This is a genomic window from Bacillus sp. 179-C3.3 HS, from assembly GCF_047229225.1.
Classification (GTDB): Bacteria; Bacillota; Bacilli; order Bacillales; family Bacillaceae; genus Bacillus.
Genome location: NZ_JBFEFT010000020.1, coordinates 42931 through 61998, shown reverse-complemented (window position 1 = coordinate 61998; position 19068 = coordinate 42931). Strand labels below are relative to the sequence as shown.

The window sequence follows — 19068 nt, the reverse complement described above, 5'->3', positions numbered from 1 at the left end:
TCGATACATTTCATTCAACATATATACCTTTAAAATAAAAAAGATTGTAGAAAAACATGAGTTTCTCTACAATCTGACTGTAAACTTTATGTTTACAGTCTTTTTTATTTGCACCCATCTTTGTTTGTCTCACTTCCTCACCATCTACTCTCTCATCCATCTCTCTTACTTTGAAAAAAACTAGGGTTATAACCAGCCCATCCAGCATATAGTGTAAAAAACGCTGGAGGTTCGATATGAAACCAATTCTCTTCCCAGGCATACATCCGTCAGTCGCTGCAATGGCAGGTATGAGGTTTTTATCTGCTGCGATAGAATTGACGGCTGCCATCCTGATGTTACTCACAAATGATATACGAAAAGCGGTTGTCATTAATAGTATATTAGCGATCATTGGACCGCTTATTTTCATTATCACGATGACCATTGGAATCTACCAAATCGCTGGACAGCTATCCTATGCAAAGCTCGTGTTTATATTCATTGGTGTTGTCTTCATTCTAGTCGGCATCTATAAATGAAATGGCTTGGCATAATTAGCGGCACACATCATACATTTTAGAGAAGAAAAAAAGGAGGGGAATTCGTTGCGGAGTTTGTTGGATATATTCCCGCATTCAATTGGACAAGAACTCAGTTTATTAAAAGAACCAGAATGGGCACAAGTAGAAGAAATCCGCATTCGAACGAACCGTCCAATTGAACTGATTCAAACAGGAAAATCCCGCTTTCTTTCCTATCATACAAAAGCAGAAGACGCCACTCATCTACTAGGCAGATTAAGTAATTACAGCATGTACACACTTGAGGAAGAATTAAAGCAAGGCTATATCACCATATCAGGTGGCCACCGGGTTGGACTTGCAGGGAAGGTCATTGTCGAAAATGGGTCTGTCAAAGGGTTGAGAGATATTTCTTCATTTAACATTCGGATTGCGAAAGAAAAGATAGGCATTGCGCTTCCCTTTCTACCTTATTTATATGAACAACAAAATTGGCACAATACACTCATCATCGGTCCCCCGCAAACGGGGAAAACAACATTGCTTCGTGATTTGGCACGGCTGTCTAGTACGGGAACACATCAGATTCCTCCTAGAAAAACAGGCATTATTGATGAACGATCAGAAATTGCTGGGTGTATTCGAGGGGTCCCGCAGCATCATTTTGGACACCGAATTGATGTCCTTGATGCGTGTCCAAAGGCAGAGGGGCTAATGATGATGATTCGTTCCATGAGCCCAGAAGTGATCATTGTCGATGAAATAGGAAAAGACGAGGATGTACAGGCACTTTTAGAGGCGATTCATGCAGGTGTGACCATTATCGTGTCAGCGCACGGATCCTCACTTGAAGAACTATATAAACGTCCATCGCTCCAATCATTGTGGCAGCTTCGTGTGTTTGACCGGTATGTTGAACTTAATCGGGACAATGGGCCAGGAACCATTGGGCGGATATATGATCAACAGGGACAGGAGATGAAAAGGAGACAAGGAGTGGACATATGTTAAAGCTGATGGGTGCGATATTGATTGTCTCAGCCACGACATGGGGTGGTTTTGAGTTTGCCAAAAGGTATAGTGACCGTCCGAAGCAAATTAGACAGCTCCGATTTGCTCTTCAATTTCTCGAATCTGAAATCATGTACGGACAAACACCGCTAGAGCGCGCTGCCAGTCAAATTGCAATGCAAGTAGGGCCGCCCATTGATCATTTATTTGAACAATTTGCAGAGAAACTGAATGCCGGCACCTTATCTGCTAGACATGCATGGTATGAAAGTTTAGAAGATGTATGGAAAAGAACGGTCTTGAAAAAAGGTGAATATGAGGCACTTAAACACTTTGGAGAAACACTTGGACAGCATGATGTCACTGCTCAGCAAAAGTATATTAAGCTCGCTCTAGGACACTTGGAATCAGAAGAGAAGGAGGCGGAAATTGCTCAAGCAAAACATGAAAAGATGGTGCGGAGCCTCGGTTTTTTAGGTGGAATTCTACTGATTCTTTTATTGATGTGACAGGAAGGGAGTCGAAAGTATGGGCGTTGATGTGAACGTCATTTTCCAAATTGCGGGAGTGGGGATTGTGGTAGCGTTTCTCCATACAATTTTAGATCAAATGGGGAAAAAGGAGTATGCACAGTGGGTGACGCTACTCGGGTTTATCTACATTTTATTTATGGTGGCGACGATTGTGGATGATTTGTTTAAGAAGATCAAAGCCGTATTTCTATTTCAAGGATAGGGGAGGGCTTCCAAATCGACATCATACAAATTGTTGGACTTGGTTTAATCGCAACCTTCTTAGCATTAATCGTCAAAGAACAAAAACCGACATTCGCCTTTATGGTTGTTGTGTTTACAGGTTGTGTCATTTTTCTTTATTTAATTGATCAGATCTATGCGATTATCTCAATGATTGAAAAAATAGCGGCAAGTGCTGGTGTCAATATGAAATACGTTGAAACGATTCTGAAGATCATAGGGATTGCATATATTGCAGAATTCGGCGCGCAACTTACGAAAGATGCTGGACAAGGGGCCATTGCTTCAAAAATAGAACTTGGCGGCAAAGTCCTGATATTGGTCATGGCAGTCCCGATATTAACAGTCATTATCGAAACAATCTTAGGCATGATTCCTACCATGACGTGAGAAAAGAGGTGATCATACGTGAAAGGGCTAACGGTCGGCATGGGGCTTTTGTTTTTCTTTTGGTTCATTGTTCCGCATGTAGAGGCAGAAGAGATGGAGCCTTTGAAAGAGGAAGAGCCAGTAGCAGAAGAAATAGCCAGTGGACAGGCTGATGCATTAGAGCTTCATTCCATCAATGATTTTTGGGAAACCATCTTGGAAGAGTATGGTGGTTTTTTACCAGAAAGCCAAAAAGGGACAGTGAGAGAAATGATCGACGGCGACAAAGACTTGTCTCCCCAAACGTGGCTGAAGGCATTTGTCCAATACCTTTTTCACGAAATCATTGCGAATGGAAAATTGCTAGGGACGCTCATTTTACTGACCATCTTTTGCGCTCTGCTTCAGCTTTTACAAAATGCTTTTGAACAAAGTACTGTCAGCAAAGTCGCATATGCACTTGTCTATATGGTGTTGATCATGATTGCGCTAAACAGCTTTCATGTAGCCATCTCTTATGCGACAGAAGCCATTCAGACGATGACCAGTTTTATTCTTGCTCTTATTCCTCTTTTATTAGCACTTATTGCTTCATCAGGCGGCCTCGTTTCAGCTGGTTTTTTTCATCCCGTCATCTTGTTTTTAATGAACACAAGCGGTGTATTCATTCAGTTTGTTGTTCTCCCACTCATTTTCCTATCAGCGATATTGAGCATTGTCAGTACGCTGACGGACCAATACAAAGTCACGCAGCTCGCCCAATTATTAAGAAATGTCGCCATTGGAGGATTAGCTGTATTTTTGACTGTATTTCTTGGAGTGATCTCGGTGCAGGGGGCATCTGCTGCGATCAGTGATGGAATTGCTCTCCGTACAGCAAAGTTTATCACAGGTAATTTCATTCCTGTGCTAGGGCGGATGTTTACAGATGCGACCGACACTGTCATCAGCGCTTCGGTCTTGCTCAAAAATACCGTTGGACTTGTGGGAGTCGCCATTTTGATTGCCATTGCGGCGTTCCCTGCCATTAAAGTATTGACGCTTGCTCTTATATATAAGTTAGCTGCGGCCATCCTTCAGCCGCTTGGGGGCGGGCCCATTATTACTTGTCTAGATGTCATATCAAAAAGTGTTCTCTATATATTCGCAGCCCTTGCAGTTGTATCGCTTATGTTCTTTTTGAGTATAACCGTGATCATCAGCGCTGGAAATCTCACGATGATGATGAAGTAAGGAGGGGATCAGATGAGCTTTCTCACAGAGTGGATCACAAGTATCATCTTATTTATCTTATTTGCGATTATTATTGATCTGCTATTGCCCAATTCAAGCATGCAAAAGTATGCCAAATTGGTTGTCAGCCTACTATTAATTGTCATCATGCTCAATCCCATCTTCTCCTTATTTCGTGCAGATCCTGACAAAATTTTTTCGGAATTAATGAAAGGAAAGGAAGAAGCGCAGTCTGAAGAAATAAAAAATCAGATGAATTTAGAAAAAAGAGAAATACAAGCCTCTCAACGTGCATATATTTTAAAGCAAATGGCTGTCCAACTAGAAAAAAGCGCAAAGGTATCATTGGAGAAGGAGAGCTATGAAATGAAACACGTAGAAGTGTTGGCTGATGAGGAACACTTTGATCAAACGATGGAGGCGAATCAATTCCGCATCAAAGCCGTTCTGACTCCGCTTACAGAGGGTGCGGTAGAAACTGTGGCAAAAGTAGAGATTGACCTCGATAAGCATAAGGAGGAAGGCGCTGCCGCTTCAATGAAAGAGGAGATGCGAGTGAAAGAAACACTTGCAGATGTTTGGAATACGAGTCCTAAACAGATTACATTGCAAATTGAGGGAGGTGACACGACAGAACATGAATAAACAAGACTGGAAACAGAAGCTGAAAGCTATTTTCCAAGCATCTGAAAAGGGTGAGGGGAAACCGAAATTAACAAAGCATCATTACTTGTTACTCGTCTTCATCGTCGGCGTGTCATTCATGCTCGTCAGTCAAATTCTCTCACCGCCATCAAATCATGAAAAGGACGTCATCCCAACATCTAATAAACCAACCTCTAACGAGCAGGCAGTATTCAAACCTACTTCATCTGGTCAATCAAAGGGCTCGATTGAAGATGTTGAGCGTGAATATGAGAATCAGTTAAAAGAAATATTGGAGACGATCATTGGAGTAGAAGATGTTTCCATCGTCGTCAATGTAGATGCGACTTCATTAAAAATCTATGAAAAAAACAAGTCCAATAAAAGCACAACGACCGAAGAAACCGATAAAGAAGGCGGCGTGCGAAGTGTAACAGATCAAACAAAAGAAGAAGAGATTGTCATCATTAAAAATGGCAATGAAGAAACGCCGGTCGTTGTCCAAACGAAAAAACCGGAAATACGAGGTGTCCTCGTTGTTGCTCAAGGAGTTGACAACGTTCAAATAAAAAAAACCATCATTGAAGCTGTTACACGAGTGCTTGATGTACCGAGCCATAGAGTGGCTGTTGCCCCTAAAAAAATCAAGGAGGATTCGGAATGATGTTAAAAAAACAAACGGTTTGGCTATTAACGATGCTAAGTTTAGTTGTCGTATTAAGTGTGTATTATATCATGTCGCCACAAGGTGAGAACGCAGTGACGGTAGAAGATACAAAGCCAAAAGGCGTTGAAGAGAAAAAGACGGAAACAGAAAAAGGGATGGAAAAAGGTACGGAAGAGAAGTCCACTGACAAAGAAACAAAAGACAAAGAAACAAACGGCAAACAAGAGGATGTTGAAACAAGTGGTGAAGAAGGAAAAGTCGTTTCAGAGCAAACAGACGATGAGCTCTTTACAACTTACAGGTTAGAGCTAGAAGATAAACGAAGCAAACAGCGCGAAGAATTTAACGAAATCGTTTCAAGTGACAATGCAACTGCACAAGAAAAAAGTGAAGCATATGATCAAATGACTGCCCTTAGCGATGCAGAAGGAACAGAGCGTCAGCTAGAGACATTGATCAAAACAAAAGGATATAAAGATGCGCTAGTCAGTGCAGAAGGGGATAAAGTCAGTATCACTGTCCGTTCTGACAAAAAATCTAAGTCTCAAGCAGCAGACATTATAGACCTCGTCACAAATGAAATTAAAGGTCTTGATAACGTTGCCGTCACTTTTGAACCATCCAACCAATAAAAAAATTAAAAAACGTCCTTGCCAAAAGGGCGTTTTTTGATGCGGTTTTATGCCCTCTAGCAGGTGCCTCTCGCATCTGTCTGAGCACAATAGTAGTTGAATTCAATGAAATCCTGCTGTAAGATGGTTATAGTACGTAGTTTTAGTACTAGCCTATAAAAAAAGATAAATCCATACATAGGGGTGCAAATCCATGTTGAAAATTGAAGAAATTCATGAACTGATTAAATTAATTGACGAATCTACAATCGACGAATTTACGTACGAAAATGAAGGTGCAAAAATTAAATTAAAGAAAAATAAAGAAGTCGTTCAGCAAGTTGCGGCACAAGCACCAGTGGCTCCTGTCCAAGCAGCTCCAGCTCAACAAGCTCCTAAAGCACAAGCTCCAGCTCAGACCGAAGCCCCTCAGGAAACGGCGTCTGAAAATCTGCATAAAATTACATCTCCAATGGTTGGCACATTTTATGCTTCATCTTCACCAGAAGCAGATCCATACGTGACAACAGGTTCTAAGGTGAAGGAAAACTCTGTGGTATGTATCGTTGAGGCGATGAAACTGTTCAACGAAATTGAAGCAGAAGTAAAAGGTGAAATCGTCGAAGTATTAGCTGAAAACGGTCAGCTCGTAGAATTCGGACAACCCCTCTTTCTAGTGAAAGCAGAGTAAGGAGTACGATCATGATTAAAAAGCTATTAATTGCAAACAGAGGAGAAATCGCAGTAAGAATCATCCGCGCTTGCAAAGAGCTAGGAATTGAAACAGTGGCAGTATTTTCTGAAGCAGATCGTGATGCATTGCATGTACAGATGGCTGATGAAGCCTATTGCATTGGACCGACTGCATCAAAGGACAGTTATTTAAATGTCACAAATATTGTCAGTGTTGCAAAACTAACAGGTACAGATGCCATTCATCCAGGATATGGATTTCTAGCTGAAAATGCAGACTTTGCAGAGCTTTGTGAAGAGTGTAATGTCATCTTTGTTGGACCAACTGCATCCGCCATTTCTAAAATGGGAACAAAAGATGTAGCGAGAGACACAATGAAACAAGCAGGTGTACCGATTGTCCCTGGCTCACAAGGAATTGTGAAAGACCTTGACGATGCAGTATCAACTGCAACAAGTATTGGGTATCCTGTCATTATCAAAGCAACGGCTGGCGGCGGCGGTAAAGGGATCCGTGTCGCTCGTAATGAAGAAGAGCTTATCAACGGCGTGACCATTACACAGCAAGAAGCTGCACAAAACTTCGGAAACCCAGGTGTCTACTTGGAGAAATTCATCGAAGACTTTAGACACGTGGAAATTCAGGTGCTTGCAGATCAGCATGGTCACACAATTCACCTTGGTGAACGTGATTGCTCCATTCAAAGAAGAATGCAAAAGCTACTAGAAGAAACACCATCACCAGCACTAAATGCTGACATCCGTGAGCAAATGGGTGAAGCAGCAGTAAAAGCAGCTGAGGCTGTGGAATACACTGGTGCAGGAACAGTCGAATTTATATATGATTATAATGAAGAGAAGTTTTACTTCATGGAAATGAATACACGGATTCAAGTAGAGCATCCTGTTACTGAAATGGTCACAGGTGTTGATTTGATCAAAGAACAAATCAAAGTCGCATCTGGTGAGCCGCTTTCTCTTACACAAGCTGATGTAACGTATGATGGCTGGGCCATTGAATGCCGTATAAATGCAGAAAACCCAGAGAAAAACTTCATGCCGTCTGCTGGTGAAATCAAAATGTATCTTCCGCCAGGCGGACTAGGTGTACGTGTTGATTCGGCTGCTTATCCAGGTTATGTGATTCCGCCATATTACGATAGCATGATTGCCAAAGTCATCACGTATGGTAAGACGAGGGAAGAAGCCATTGCAAGGATGAAACGAGCGCTTCAAGAATTCGTCATTGAAGGTGTTTACACGACCATCCCATTCCACCTCAGATTACTCGAGCATGAAACATTTGTGAGCGGTCACTTTAATACGAAGTTTTTAGAAACGTATCAAATCATGAATTCATAACAGTTTTCGGAGGTGAATGAACGTGTCAGAACACAATTTGCTTGAAATGAACCTAGATGAAGATCAGTTAGGGAAAGTACAAATTGCGCCAGAAGTGATTGAAGTCATTGCGGGAATTGCCGCATCAGAAGTTGAAGGGATTGCCGAAATGCGTGGCAATTTCGCTGCTGATGTAGCAGAACGTTTTGGTAAAAAAAATCACCGTAAAGGTGTAAAAGTAGATGTGTCAGATGAGGGTATCACAATTGACGTATATTGTGTGGTTGAATTTGGCTTATCCATTCCAAAGGTATCCACTGCTGTTCAAGAAAATATCCGTCAAACCCTGTTAAACATGACTGCCTTAACGATTAATGAAATTAACATTCATGTTGTTGGCATTCAGTTTGATACAAAAACCTCTGAAACTGAAGTAGATCAAGAAATGTAAAAAGAGGTTTGAAATGAAACCAAGGAGGCATCCCCTCTTTGGTTTTTTAACGCCTTTTTTGGATGAGTTCCGAATATTGAGATTGTTACATGTTCATTTATTCGTTTTTCATCAAAGTCCATATTGATCTTGGTGCGACTACGGTCAAAATATGTTATGATTTCTCTATGGCTTAACGACAAACGGATAAAGTGGTTAAAGGAGTTAATAATGAAAAGAAGAACTGCAAGAGAAAAGGCGCTACAAACACTATTTCAAATTGACGTCAGCAATATTGATCCGAATGAAGCAATGACACATGCGTTAGATGAACAAGAATCAGATCCATTTTTTGAGGAGCTGGTTTTCGGTGTGCTTGAACAAAAGGACAAGCTAGATGAAATGATTTCAAAGCATCTTGTCAATTGGAAACTCGATCGTATTGCGAATGTAGATAGAGCGATTTTAAGGCTGTCTGCGTACGAAATGGTGTATCAAGAAGACATACCAGTTAGTGTCTCAATGAATGAGGCCATTGAGCTGGCCAAAATGTTTGGTGATGACAAAGCACCAAAATTCGTGAATGGTGTACTATCGAATATTAAAAACGACCTAAAGCAGTAATAGGAGGATTCGACATGACAGCAACGATCATTGATGGAAAAGAAACAGCAAAAGAAAAGCGTGAACAATTAGCACAAGAAGTAGAAGAACTAAAGAAACAAGGAGTCACTCCTGGTCTGGCCGTTATTCTAATTGGTGATGACCCGGCTTCACTTTCTTATGTGCGCGGAAAGAAAAAAGCAGCAGAAGCGATGGGAATGCATTTTCAACTAGATCACTTAGATGCCTCATTAACAGAAAAAGAATTGCTTCAGCTCATTGATCAGTATAATGAAAATGATCAATATCACGGAATTCTTGTGCAGCTTCCACTGCCAAAGCATATTTCTGAAAAAGCCGTCATTGAACGTATTTCACCAGAGAAAGATGTAGATGGTTTTCATCCGTTAAATATCGGGAAAATGCTACTTGGGGAAGACACGTTTCTTCCTTGTACACCAGCAGGAATTATTGAGCTGTTACATAAAACAGGTGTAGACCTTTCTGGGAAAGAAGTGGTTGTTGTTGGACGAAGCAACATTGTCGGCAAACCAGTTGGACAATTGTTATTAAACGAAAATGCAACAGTCACATACTGTCATTCAAGAACGGCAAACATTTCAGAACATACGTTAAAAGCAGATATTTTAGTTGTTGCCGTCGGTCGAGCAACCTTTATAAAAGCTGACCAGATCAAAGAAGGTGCGATTGTCATCGACGTAGGCGTCAATCGATTGGATACCGGAAAACTTGTGGGCGATGTTGATTTTGAGGAAGCGAGCAAGAAAGCTTCATATATTACACCAGTCCCTGGCGGAGTCGGTCCAATGACGATCACGATGCTTGCACATAATACTGTCAAATCAGCAAAACGTACATTAGCATAAGCTTTATTCCATTCATCCACCTGCATGCTGCTGGTGGATGAATGTGCGTTTCTGAAGAGGAGGAATACGTCATGAGTGAAAAAGCCTTTGTGACGGTCACAGCCCTGACAAAATATATTAAAAGAAAATTCGATGTTGACCCTCATTTAGAGGACATTTGGATCAAAGGTGAGTTATCGAATGTCAAAATTCATTCACGAGGTCACGTGTACTTCACGTTAAAAGACGAAAATGCGCGCATGCAAGCGGTGATGTTCCAACGATCCGCATCTAAGCTTCCTTTTTCCCCGAAGAGCGGGATGAAGGTGTTCGTGCGTGGCGGAATTCAAGTCTACGAACCGAGCGGAAGCTATCAATTATATGCAAAAGAAATGCAACCTGATGGTGTTGGTGCTCTTCATCTTGCGTATGAAGAGTTGAAGAAAAAGCTCGCAAATGAAGGGTTATTTGACGAGCGTTATAAGAAGCAAATTCCTACATATCCAGAAGTTGTGGGTGTGATTACATCGCCAACAGGTGCGGCTGTTCGAGATGTCTTGACAACCATCAACCGGCGCTACAGGCAAGCGAAAATCATTGTGCTTCCGGCGTTAGTTCAAGGAGAAAATGCCACTCGTTCGATTGTTGAACGAATTAAAGAAGCAAATAAAAAGAAATTGTGTGATGTCTTAATCGTCGGTAGGGGCGGTGGATCTATTGAGGAGCTTTGGGCATTTAATGAAGAAGCAGTCGCAAGGGCAATTTTTGCGTCAGATATTCCCATCATTTCTGCAGTTGGGCATGAAACGGACTTTACCATCAGTGATTTCACTGCAGACATGAGAGCACCCACACCAACAGGAGCAGCCGAACTCGCAGTTCCAAATACAGATGATTTGATCGAACGTATAAAAACAATCGACATCCGGTTAACAAGAGCGGTGAAAAATCGAACGTCACAAGCGAAAGAACGCCTTGTCGCGCTTCAATCGTCTTATGCTTTCCGCTTCCCAAAACGTTTACAGGAGCAAAAAGAGCAACAATTTGATCTCATTTTTGATCGATTCCAAAAGCAGATGGCAAGACAAATCGAACAAAAACGCAGTCAACTTGACCGCCAGACATATAGGCTCAAGCCACTTCACCCGAAGGAGCAATTGCTTCACGCAAAGAAACGACATGCTAGTGAAACAGATCAACTCATTCGAAGTATGAATGTGCAAATAAAAACAATTCATTCGCAGTTCCAATCGGTTCTTGGTAAACTGAATGCATTAAATCCACTACAAGTGATGGAGAGAGGCTACAGTTTAGCTTACAAAGAAGAGGAACTAATTAAAAGTGTCGAGCAAGTAGAAACAAAGGACGAACTGACCATTACGATGAAAGATGGACGTCTCATTTGTGAGGTAATCAAGAAGGAGGGGCAATCATCATGACAGAATCGAAAAAGACAAAAGAAGAACAAATGTCATTTGAAGAGGCCATGAAAGGACTTGAAGAAATAGTGGGGAAGCTCGAAGAAGGAGATGTACCGCTTGAACAAGCCATTCATTATTTCCAGGAAGGGATGACACTGTCAAAGCTTTGTCATGAAAAACTTCAGCATGTCGAAAAGCAAATGGATTTCATTTTAAAAGAGGACGGTGAGCTGGCTCCTTTTACAGTGAAGGAGGCAGATGCTGGTGACAAGTAATTTGAATGAATTTTTGACGACAAGAAAGCAGTTCATTGAAGAGTATCTGTTTACATATGTGGAGGAGTTACAGATTCCCCAAGAGCTGAAATCATCTATGCTTTATTCATTAAAGGCAGGCGGGAAAAGGCTGCGTCCTGTTCTCGTCCTTGCACTCATGAATGCGTATGGAAAAAAAGAGGAAGATGGGATTCCGGTAGGCTGTGCGGTGGAAATGATTCATACGTATTCTTTGATTCACGATGACCTTCCAAGTATGGATGATGATGATCTTCGAAGAGGAAAGCCGACCAACCACAAAGTATACGGTGAAGCAACAGCTATTCTGGCAGGAGACGCACTTTTAACGGAAAGCTTTCACCTCATTTCTTCCCAATTATCCGATGAGGTAACAGCTGAACAAAAGCTCCGCATCATTGATGAACTTGTCAAAGCGGCAGGTGCATTAGGTATGGTAGGCGGACAATTTGATGACATGGAAGCAGAAGAAAAACAAGTATCACTTGAAGAATTAGAATCCATCCATGCCCGAAAAACAGGAAAACTTCTTGCCTTTAGTGTAACAGCAGGAGCGCTATTAGCAGGGGCACCCCAACGTGACATCGAACAGTTAAAAGAATTCAGCTATCACATCGGAATCGCATTCCAAATTCGTGATGATATTTTAGACCTTGAAGGAAGCGAAGAAAAAATAGGAAAACGTGTTGGCTCAGATACAGCAAATGAAAAGACAACGTACCCTTCTTTATTAACGCTTTCAGGAGCAAAGGAAAAACTAAATGAACATATAATGCGTGCAAAAGAGATTGTCTCACAACTTCCCATCAAGCAGGAATTATTGCATGAGCTATGTGATCTCATTGCGTCAAGAGATCATTAAAAAACAGCCTAGATTTGAGGGTCTTCAAGCAATTGTGGTAAACTGTAAACAGTTTATCTGATGAGACAACTCTTATTCCTTTTTTGTTTTTGTAGGGATAAGGCATGATAGATGTATGTAGAAATTTTGTTGAAAGCGAGTTGATCCTGATTGGATCTTTTATCAATAAAAAATCCAACGTTTCTAAAAGGAATGTCAAACGCAGAATTAGAGGAGCTAAGTGCTGACATTCGTACGTTTTTAATTGAGTCCTTAGCGAACTCTGGCGGGCACATCGGCCCTAATCTAGGCGTTGTCGAATTGACCATTGCCCTTCACAAAGTATTTGACAGCCCGAAAGATAAATTCTTATGGGATGTTGGACATCAATCTTATGTTCACAAGTTATTAACGGGAAGAGGCGCAGAGTTTGATACGCTTCGCCAATATAAAGGACTTTGCGGTTTTCCTAAACGAAATGAAAGTGAACATGATGTGTGGGAGACGGGTCATAGTTCAACCTCATTATCTGGTGCGATGGGAATGGCAGCCGCAAGAGATATCAAAGGGACTGACGAATACATTCTCCCGATCATTGGTGATGGGGCGTTAACAGGTGGTATGGCATTAGAAGCGCTCAACCACATTGGTGATGAAAAGAAAGACATGATCGTCATCTTAAATGACAATGAAATGAGTATCGCCCCAAATGTGGGTGCGATTCACACAATGCTTGGCAGATTGCGTACAGCTGGTAAATACCACTGGGTAAAGGACGAGCTCGAATATTTATTCAAGCGCATCCCAGCAGTTGGTGGAAAGCTAGCAGCAACAGCAGAGCGCATTAAAGACAGCCTAAAATACTTGCTAGTGTCAGGTATGTTTTTTGAAGAGATGGGATTCACGTACTTAGGTCCAGTAGATGGTCATTCGTATGAAGATTTATTTGAAAATCTTGAGTATGCGAAGAAAACAAAAGGTCCTGTCCTCCTTCATGTGATCACCAAAAAAGGAAAAGGCTATAAGCCGGCAGAATCTGATAAAATTGGCACTTGGCATGGTACAGGTCCTTACAAAATAGAAACAGGAGATTTTGTGAAACCGGCAGCGGTGGCGCCTTCGTGGAGCGGACTAGTCAGTGAAACAGTCAGAAAGTTAGCGCGAGAAGATGAACGCATTGTTGCGATTACTCCTGCTATGCCTGTTGGTTCCAAGCTTGAAGGATTTGCAAAAGAATTTCCTGAGCGAATGTTTGATGTAGGAATAGCAGAACAGCATGCCGCAACAATGGCAGCTGGACTGGCAACGCAAAACATGAAACCATTTTTAGCTATTTATTCAACCTTCCTTCAAAGAGCCTATGATCAGGTACTGCACGATATTTGCCGTCAGAATTTAAATGTGTTCATCGGAATTGACCGTGCAGGTCTTGTTGGCGCTGATGGTGAAACACATCAAGGTGTGTTTGATATTGCTTTTATGCGTCACATGCCAAACATGGTGCTCATGATGCCAAAAGATGAAAACGAAGGACAGCATATGGTTCATACAGCGGTTCAATATGATGATGGTCCAATTGCTATGCGTTTCCCGCGCGGAAATGGACTAGGCGTGAAAATGGATGAACAGCTCAAAACAATTCCGATTGGAACTTGGGAAGTGCTTCGTCCAGGTACGGATGCCGTCATTTTAACCTTTGGTACAACAATCAAAATGGCGATGCACGCCGCTGAAGAATTGCAAAAAGAAGGAAAGTCCATTCGTGTAGTGAATGCACGTTTTATTAAGCCACTAGACGAACACATGTTAGATGAGATTCTAGGTGAAGGAATTCCGATTTTAACCATTGAAGAAGCAGTTCTCCAAGGTGGATTTGGAAGCAGCGTCTTAGAATATCTACATGATAAGAAAGCAACACATGTAAAAGTAGAACGAATGGGCATTCCAGATGAATTTATTGAGCATGGAAGTGTCGATGCACTACTTGAAGAAATTGGTCTGACGAAAACGCAGGCAGCACAACGATTACGTGACCTGTTTCCCGCAGCACCAAGAAAAGGAATTGGATCATGACATCAAAGAAAGAAAGACTTGACGTTCTATTAGTGGAACAAGGACTAATGGAAACGAGAGAAAAAGCAAAGCGCGCCATCATGGCAGGGATTGTTTATTCAAACGAAAACCGTTTGGATAAACCAGGAGAAAAAATTGCACGCGATACACCGCTTATCGTAAAAGGAAACCCGCTGAAATATGTCAGCCGTGGTGGACTAAAGCTCGAAAAAGCGTTAAAAGAATTTGATTTAACAGTAGAAGGGAAGCTACTCATTGATATTGGTTCATCGACGGGTGGTTTTACCGATTGTGCACTGCAAAACGGGGCAGTGAAATCATATGCTGTTGATGTTGGGTACAATCAACTGGCATGGAAGTTAAGGCAGGATGAGCGTGTCGTCGTAATGGAACGCACCAATTTCCGCCACTCTGTTCCAGCTGATTTTACTGAAGGGTTGCCGGAAGTAGCGTCAATTGATGTGTCGTTTATTTCACTCAAACTTATTCTCCCAGCATTAAAGCATATTCTTGTCCCAGGTGGAGACTGTATCGCGCTAGTCAAACCTCAATTTGAAGCAGGTAGAGAACTTGTCGGGAAAAAGGGGATTGTGCGTGAACCAGCTGTTCACCTCGGTGTACTAGAAGAAATGAATCAATTCGCTGCAAAAGAAGGTTATGATGTGACGGATGTGTCGTTTTCTCCTATTACAGGTGGAGATGGGAATATTGAATTCCTGCTTCATTTGGTGCTTCGCCCTGATCAAGAGGAGAATGCGTCACTGCCAACTTCTTCGCTTGAACAAGTGGTCAAGGAAGCCCATGCTGTACTGAAAGAAAAGAAAAATAGTCCTGAGCTGACTGACACATCAGACCGTTGAACAAAAGGAATAATAGCTCGCTATTATTCCTTTTTACATGGTGAAAACACGAGAATGGATGATTTCACATGTCATGCTTGTTTTTTAAAGTGTGCATCATATAACATAGAACGTAAAGACAATCTGAGAATGTACGCCTAGGGGGGTCAAAATGAATAAAGGTCAAAGGCATATCAAAATAAGAGAAATCATTGCAAGCCAAGAAATTGAAACGCAAGATGAGTTAGTCGATATCTTGAAAGCGGATGGATATAACATCACGCAAGCTACAGTTTCACGCGATATAAAAGAACTGCATTTAGTGAAAGTGCCAACAAATAATGGCACATATAAATATAGCCTTCCTGCAGACCAACGTTTCAATCCGTTATCTAAGTTGAAGCGTTCCTTAATGGATGCGTTTATTAAATTGGATGCAGCCAGTCACTTAATCGTTTTGAAAACGATGCCTGGAAATGCCCAAGCGATCGGGGCTTTAATGGATAATTTAGACTGGGAAGAAATCATGGGGACGATTTGTGGAGATGATACCATTCTCATCATTTGCCGCACTCCAGACGATACGGAAACAGTATCAACGAAGATTTTAGAGCTTTTATAAGAACCATCTGGTTTACAAAAAGAGGTGTCAAATGAGTGTTAGCAGAACTAACCATTAAAAACTTTGCAATCATTGAAGAGTTAACGGTTTCATTTGAAAAAGGACTCACAGTTCTGACAGGGGAAACAGGTGCTGGAAAATCAATCATCATTGATGCAGTCTCACTTCTTGTAGGAGGAAGAGGATCGTCTGAATTTGTTCGTTACGGTGAAAAAAAAGCGGAGCTAGAAGGCCTCTTTCTCGTTCCTTCCGATCATCCTGTGTATTCATTATGTGAAGAACACGGGATTGACGCATCTGATGAAATGATGGTTCTTCATCGTGATATCAATCAAAATGGGAAAAGTATTTGCCGGATTAATGGCAAACTTGTCACCATCTCACTATTAAGAGAGGTCGGGCGGCTTTTGCTCGATATTCATGGACAGCATGATAATCAGTTATTGATGGAAGACGAAAATCATTTGCACCTGCTTGATCAATTTGGGGCAGATGAGATTGCACCTGCTTTAGCACAATATCGAGAAGCATATGATCAGTATGTCAAGACAGCGAATAAGTTAAAGCAACTTTCTGAAAATGAGCAAGAAATGGCGCATCGTTTAGACTTACTGCAATTTCAACTAGAGGAAATTGAAGCGGCTCAGCTGGAGCCAGGTGAAGATGAGAAGCTTCAAGAAGAACGCCATCAAATTAGTAACTACGAAAAAATTTATTCCTCTCTTCAAAATGCGTATAATGCGTTACGCAATGAACAAGGAGGATTAGATTGGGTTGGTATGTCAACAAGTGAGCTAGAGCAGGTATCAGAGATCAATGAAGATTTAAAAAAGCTCTCTGAACAAGTGTCGAATTCCTTTTACTTATTAGAGGATTCCACATTTCAGATGAGGAACTTGCTAGATCAATTAGAATTTGACCCAGCGCGTCTAGATTTCATCGAGTCCAGATTGAATGAAATGAAGCAGTTAAAGAGAAAATATGGAACCACTGTGGAAGACATTCTAGAGTACGCAGCAAAGGTTGAAGAAGAAATTGATCAAATTCAAAATCGAGACAGTCATGTGCAAACGCTCAAAAACAAGCTTGATGCGCTAAGTCGTGATGCACTACTGGAAGCAGTCAATGTGTCAGAACTCCGTAAAAAATGGGCAAAACGACTAGCGAAGCAAATACAAGTTGAATTAAAGGACTTGTATATGGAAAAATCATCTTTTGATACGGCTTTTTCCGTTCGCTATGCTTCTTTTGAGCATAGCGCCGATTGTCCGCTTTTAGACGGTAAACCTGTCCAGCTTGGTAAAAACGGCATAGATCAAGCGCAGTTTGTCATTTCAACAAATACGGGTGAACCAATGAAATCTTTATCAAAAGTGGCATCAGGAGGAGAAATTTCACGTGTCATGCTAGCAGTGAAGAGTATTTTCTCCGCTAAACAAGAGGTGACGTCGATTATTTTTGATGAAGTCGATACAGGTGTCAGTGGAAGAGTAGCACAGGCGATTGCGGAGAAAATATATAAAGTGGCGATTGGTTCACAAGTGCTCTGCATCACACATTTACCTCAAGTAGCAGCGATGGCAGACACACACTTGTTTATTTCAAAACGGTCGAAAGCCGGTAGAACGTTAACGAGTGTCAAACCATTGAATGATCAAGAAAAAGTGAATGAAATTGGACGGATGATTGCAGGTGTAGAAGTTACGGACTTAACAAAGCAACACGCAAAAGAATTATTACACCAAGCAAGTGATGTGAAAACAACAGGGTAGCTGAATGATCAGCTGCCTTTTTCGTTTGTCTCACATTTGCTTTCTATACGCAGGAAATCGTCTTTTTCTTTTATCAATTTATCCAATCATTTTCTAAATGAGTCGGTTATAAATCAACACGAAGAAGGCAAAAGTAATGATGTAGCCAAAACATGATTGTTCTGGTGTGGGTAGGAGCGAGGAGAGTGAAAAATGAATGCCCGAAAAGATGAGAAAAGCCATTGGTGTGATTCTCCTTGTTTCTTTAATCAGTACAGGGTTTATGAGCATAGTGAAAGAATATATCAACATTCCAACAAATATCGCCGTATTTGAACATGAGAAGCAATCGATCGAAACCTCCATTGAAGCGACCGCAAATGCTTCTTCACCAGCCTTTCGTCTTGCAGAAAAGAAGAACCAACTAGAAGTGACTGGAGAAAAGGCGGGAAAGGCCGAAATTGTTTATGATTTTAAAGGATTTCCTATTAAGAAAACAAAAGTCGATGTTCTTCCAGAACTAAAAGTCGTTCCAGGAGGACAATCAATCGGTGTAAAGCTCCACTCTGTAGGAGTTCTCGTTGTTGGTTTTCATCAAATCACAACAACAGACGGCAAAAAATCACCAGGTGAAGCAGCCGGCATTCAAACAGGGGATATGATCATCGAAATCAATGGCCAAAAAATGGAGAAAATGAATGACCTCACACCATTTATTCAAAAAGCGGGTAAAACAGGGGAAACGCTTGATTTACTCATTAAACGAGATCATAAAACATTTCAAACCACTTTAACACCAGCAAAAGATGCAAGTGAAGGCACATACCGTATTGGTCTTTACATTCGCGATTCTGCTGCTGGAATTGGAACGATGACATTCTTTGACCCAACATCTAAAAAATATGGTGCCCTTGGGCATGTGATTTCAGACATGGATACAAAAAAACCAATCGTTGTCGATAATGGTGAAATCGTTAGATCAACTGTGACATCTATTGAAAAAGGCACAGGTGGAAACCCGGGAGAAAAATTAGCTCGGTTTTCTTCTGAACGAAAGACCATTGGTGATATCTCACGTAACAGTCCATTCGGTATTTTCGGTAAATTAACCGAAAACCTTGAAAACCATGTAGCAGACAAAGCGCTTCCAGTCGCTTTATCCCACGAAGTCAAAGAAGGACCGGCGGAAATTTTGACGGTTGTAGACCATGACAAAGTGGAAAAATTCGATATTAAAATTGTCAGCACCACACCGCAAAAATTCCCAGCAACAAAAGGAATGGTGGTAAAGGTCACAGATGATCGATTATTGAATAAAACGGGTGGAATCGTTCAAGGGATGAGCGGAAGTCCAATTATTCAAAATGGGAAGATCATTGGAGCGGTCACTCACGTATTCGTCAATGACCCAACAAGCGGATATGGTGTCCATATTGAATGGATGCTGTCAGAAGCAGGAATTGATCTATATCAAAAAAACAAAAAAGCCAGCTGATGAAAA

Annotated in this window: 22 protein-coding genes; all 22 read left to right on the top strand. The window is 41.4% G+C overall.

Translation table 11 applies throughout. From position 1 onward, the window contains the following. Positions 1–236: 236 nt before the first annotated feature. The 22 genes from AB1K80_RS12905 to spoIVB all read left to right on the top strand — a co-directional run bounded on the left by AB1K80_RS12905 (position 237) and on the right by spoIVB (position 19062). Complete coding sequence (locus AB1K80_RS12905; RefSeq protein WP_412857040.1) at positions 237–521, top strand: YqhV family protein; 285 nt, start codon at positions 237–239, stop codon at positions 519–521. Positions 522–587: 66 nt separating this feature from the next. Further along, entirely contained in the window at positions 588–1514 is a 927-nt protein-coding gene (spoIIIAA, locus tag AB1K80_RS12900; protein WP_412857038.1) for a stage III sporulation protein AA, read from the top strand. Continuing rightward, positions 1508–2023, top strand: coding sequence for a stage III sporulation protein SpoIIIAB (spoIIIAB, locus tag AB1K80_RS12895; protein WP_412857037.1), 516 nt, complete (start codon positions 1508–1510; stop codon positions 2021–2023). The genes spoIIIAA and spoIIIAB overlap by 7 nt, the downstream gene beginning before the upstream one ends. Positions 2024–2042: 19 nt before the next feature. Then, the gene (gene spoIIIAC / locus AB1K80_RS12890; protein ID WP_003153142.1) at positions 2043–2249 is read left to right on the top strand and encodes a stage III sporulation protein AC; all 207 of its coding nucleotides are present in this window, start codon (positions 2043–2045) and stop codon (positions 2247–2249) included. Next, positions 2246–2659, top strand: a complete 414-nt coding sequence (gene spoIIIAD / locus AB1K80_RS12885) for a stage III sporulation protein AD (protein WP_412857044.1) — start codon at positions 2246–2248, stop codon at positions 2657–2659. Before spoIIIAC ends, spoIIIAD begins: the two co-directional genes overlap by 4 nt. Positions 2660–2698: 39 nt before the next feature. After that, on the top strand, positions 2699–3871 hold the full coding sequence (gene spoIIIAE / locus AB1K80_RS12880; protein ID WP_412857043.1) for a stage III sporulation protein AE: 1173 nt from the start codon (positions 2699–2701) through the stop codon (positions 3869–3871). A 12-nt stretch (positions 3872–3883) separates the two neighbouring features. Then, positions 3884–4516 (top strand): stage III sporulation protein AF, encoded by a 633-nt coding sequence (spoIIIAF, locus tag AB1K80_RS12875; protein WP_412857035.1) that lies wholly within the window; start codon positions 3884–3886, stop codon positions 4514–4516. Then, positions 4509–5180, top strand: a complete 672-nt coding sequence (gene spoIIIAG / locus AB1K80_RS12870; protein WP_412857033.1) for a stage III sporulation protein AG — start codon at positions 4509–4511, stop codon at positions 5178–5180. Before spoIIIAF ends, spoIIIAG begins: the two co-directional genes overlap by 8 nt. Then, the gene (locus AB1K80_RS12865) at positions 5180–5815 is read left to right on the top strand and encodes a SpoIIIAH-like family protein (protein ID WP_412857042.1); all 636 of its coding nucleotides are present in this window, start codon (positions 5180–5182) and stop codon (positions 5813–5815) included. Before spoIIIAG ends, AB1K80_RS12865 begins: the two co-directional genes overlap by 1 nt. A gap of 193 nt (positions 5816–6008) precedes the next feature. Next, entirely contained in the window at positions 6009–6485 is a 477-nt protein-coding gene (gene accB / locus AB1K80_RS12860; protein WP_412857032.1) for an acetyl-CoA carboxylase biotin carboxyl carrier protein, read from the top strand. A gap of 11 nt (positions 6486–6496) precedes the next feature. Beyond that, a complete protein-coding gene (gene accC / locus AB1K80_RS12855; protein ID WP_412857031.1) occupies positions 6497–7849 on the top strand; it encodes an acetyl-CoA carboxylase biotin carboxylase subunit in 1353 nt (450 codons plus the stop codon). Between the two features lie 22 nt (positions 7850–7871). Beyond that, complete coding sequence (locus tag AB1K80_RS12850; protein WP_412857030.1) at positions 7872–8279, top strand: Asp23/Gls24 family envelope stress response protein; 408 nt, start codon at positions 7872–7874, stop codon at positions 8277–8279. A 210-nt stretch (positions 8280–8489) separates the two neighbouring features. Then, complete coding sequence (gene nusB / locus AB1K80_RS12845; protein ID WP_412857029.1) at positions 8490–8882, top strand: transcription antitermination factor NusB; 393 nt, start codon at positions 8490–8492, stop codon at positions 8880–8882. Positions 8883–8896: 14 nt separating this feature from the next. Beyond that, on the top strand, positions 8897–9748 hold the full coding sequence (gene folD / locus AB1K80_RS12840) for a bifunctional methylenetetrahydrofolate dehydrogenase/methenyltetrahydrofolate cyclohydrolase FolD (protein WP_412857028.1): 852 nt from the start codon (positions 8897–8899) through the stop codon (positions 9746–9748). Positions 9749–9819: 71 nt separating this feature from the next. Continuing rightward, complete coding sequence (xseA, locus tag AB1K80_RS12835) at positions 9820–11166, top strand: exodeoxyribonuclease VII large subunit (protein WP_412857027.1); 1347 nt, start codon at positions 9820–9822, stop codon at positions 11164–11166. After that, positions 11163–11423 (top strand): exodeoxyribonuclease VII small subunit, encoded by a 261-nt coding sequence (locus AB1K80_RS12830; RefSeq protein ID WP_412857025.1) that lies wholly within the window; start codon positions 11163–11165, stop codon positions 11421–11423. The genes xseA and AB1K80_RS12830 overlap by 4 nt, the downstream gene beginning before the upstream one ends. Further along, positions 11407–12303, top strand: a complete 897-nt coding sequence (locus tag AB1K80_RS12825; protein WP_412857024.1) for a polyprenyl synthetase family protein — start codon at positions 11407–11409, stop codon at positions 12301–12303. The genes AB1K80_RS12830 and AB1K80_RS12825 overlap by 17 nt, the downstream gene beginning before the upstream one ends. Before the next feature lie 150 nt (positions 12304–12453). Further along, positions 12454–14355, top strand: a complete 1902-nt coding sequence (gene dxs / locus AB1K80_RS12820) for a 1-deoxy-D-xylulose-5-phosphate synthase (protein ID WP_412857023.1) — start codon at positions 12454–12456, stop codon at positions 14353–14355. Further along, positions 14352–15215 (top strand): TlyA family RNA methyltransferase, encoded by an 864-nt coding sequence (locus AB1K80_RS12815; RefSeq protein ID WP_412857022.1) that lies wholly within the window; start codon positions 14352–14354, stop codon positions 15213–15215. The genes dxs and AB1K80_RS12815 overlap by 4 nt, the downstream gene beginning before the upstream one ends. A 151-nt stretch (positions 15216–15366) precedes the next feature. After that, entirely contained in the window at positions 15367–15816 is a 450-nt protein-coding gene (gene ahrC, locus AB1K80_RS12810) for a transcriptional regulator AhrC/ArgR (RefSeq protein ID WP_412857021.1), read from the top strand. A gap of 35 nt (positions 15817–15851) precedes the next feature. Beyond that, positions 15852–17588, top strand: a complete 1737-nt coding sequence (gene recN, locus AB1K80_RS12805) for a DNA repair protein RecN (protein WP_412857019.1) — start codon at positions 15852–15854, stop codon at positions 17586–17588. Positions 17589–17784: 196 nt separating this feature from the next. After that, positions 17785–19062, top strand: a complete 1278-nt coding sequence (gene spoIVB, locus AB1K80_RS12800) for a SpoIVB peptidase (protein WP_412857018.1) — start codon at positions 17785–17787, stop codon at positions 19060–19062. Positions 19063–19068 lie beyond the last annotated feature (6 nt).

Excerpts from the sequence above, each read along its gene's own strand:
- AB1K80_RS12865 (WP_412857042.1), top strand. The coding sequence starts at position 5,180 with ATGTTAAAAAAACAAACGGTTTGGCTATTAACGATGCTAAGTTTAGTT.
- folD (WP_412857028.1), top strand. The coding sequence starts at position 8,897 with ATGACAGCAACGATCATTGATGGAAAAGAAACAGCAAAAGAAAAGCGT.
- AB1K80_RS12830 (WP_412857025.1), top strand. The coding sequence starts at position 11,163 with ATGACAGAATCGAAAAAGACAAAAGAAGAACAAATGTCATTTGAAGAG.
- spoIIIAF (WP_412857035.1), top strand. The coding sequence starts at position 3,884 with ATGAGCTTTCTCACAGAGTGGATCACAAGTATCATCTTATTTATCTTA.
- AB1K80_RS12825 (WP_412857024.1), top strand. The coding sequence starts at position 11,407 with ATGCTGGTGACAAGTAATTTGAATGAATTTTTGACGACAAGAAAGCAG.
- accC (WP_412857031.1), top strand. The coding sequence starts at position 6,497 with ATGATTAAAAAGCTATTAATTGCAAACAGAGGAGAAATCGCAGTAAGA.
- nusB (WP_412857029.1), top strand. The coding sequence starts at position 8,490 with ATGAAAAGAAGAACTGCAAGAGAAAAGGCGCTACAAACACTATTTCAA.
- AB1K80_RS12905 (WP_412857040.1), top strand. The coding sequence starts at position 237 with ATGAAACCAATTCTCTTCCCAGGCATACATCCGTCAGTCGCTGCAATG.
- spoIIIAB (WP_412857037.1), top strand. The coding sequence starts at position 1,508 with ATGTTAAAGCTGATGGGTGCGATATTGATTGTCTCAGCCACGACATGG.
- accB (WP_412857032.1), top strand. The coding sequence starts at position 6,009 with ATGTTGAAAATTGAAGAAATTCATGAACTGATTAAATTAATTGACGAA.
- xseA (WP_412857027.1), top strand. The coding sequence starts at position 9,820 with ATGAGTGAAAAAGCCTTTGTGACGGTCACAGCCCTGACAAAATATATT.
- ahrC (WP_412857021.1), top strand. The coding sequence starts at position 15,367 with ATGAATAAAGGTCAAAGGCATATCAAAATAAGAGAAATCATTGCAAGC.
- AB1K80_RS12815 (WP_412857022.1), top strand. The coding sequence starts at position 14,352 with ATGACATCAAAGAAAGAAAGACTTGACGTTCTATTAGTGGAACAAGGA.
- spoIIIAC (WP_003153142.1), top strand. The coding sequence starts at position 2,043 with ATGGGCGTTGATGTGAACGTCATTTTCCAAATTGCGGGAGTGGGGATT.
- spoIVB (WP_412857018.1), top strand. The coding sequence starts at position 17,785 with ATGCCCGAAAAGATGAGAAAAGCCATTGGTGTGATTCTCCTTGTTTCT.
- spoIIIAG (WP_412857033.1), top strand. The coding sequence starts at position 4,509 with ATGAATAAACAAGACTGGAAACAGAAGCTGAAAGCTATTTTCCAAGCA.
- spoIIIAE (WP_412857043.1), top strand. The coding sequence starts at position 2,699 with ATGGGGCTTTTGTTTTTCTTTTGGTTCATTGTTCCGCATGTAGAGGCA.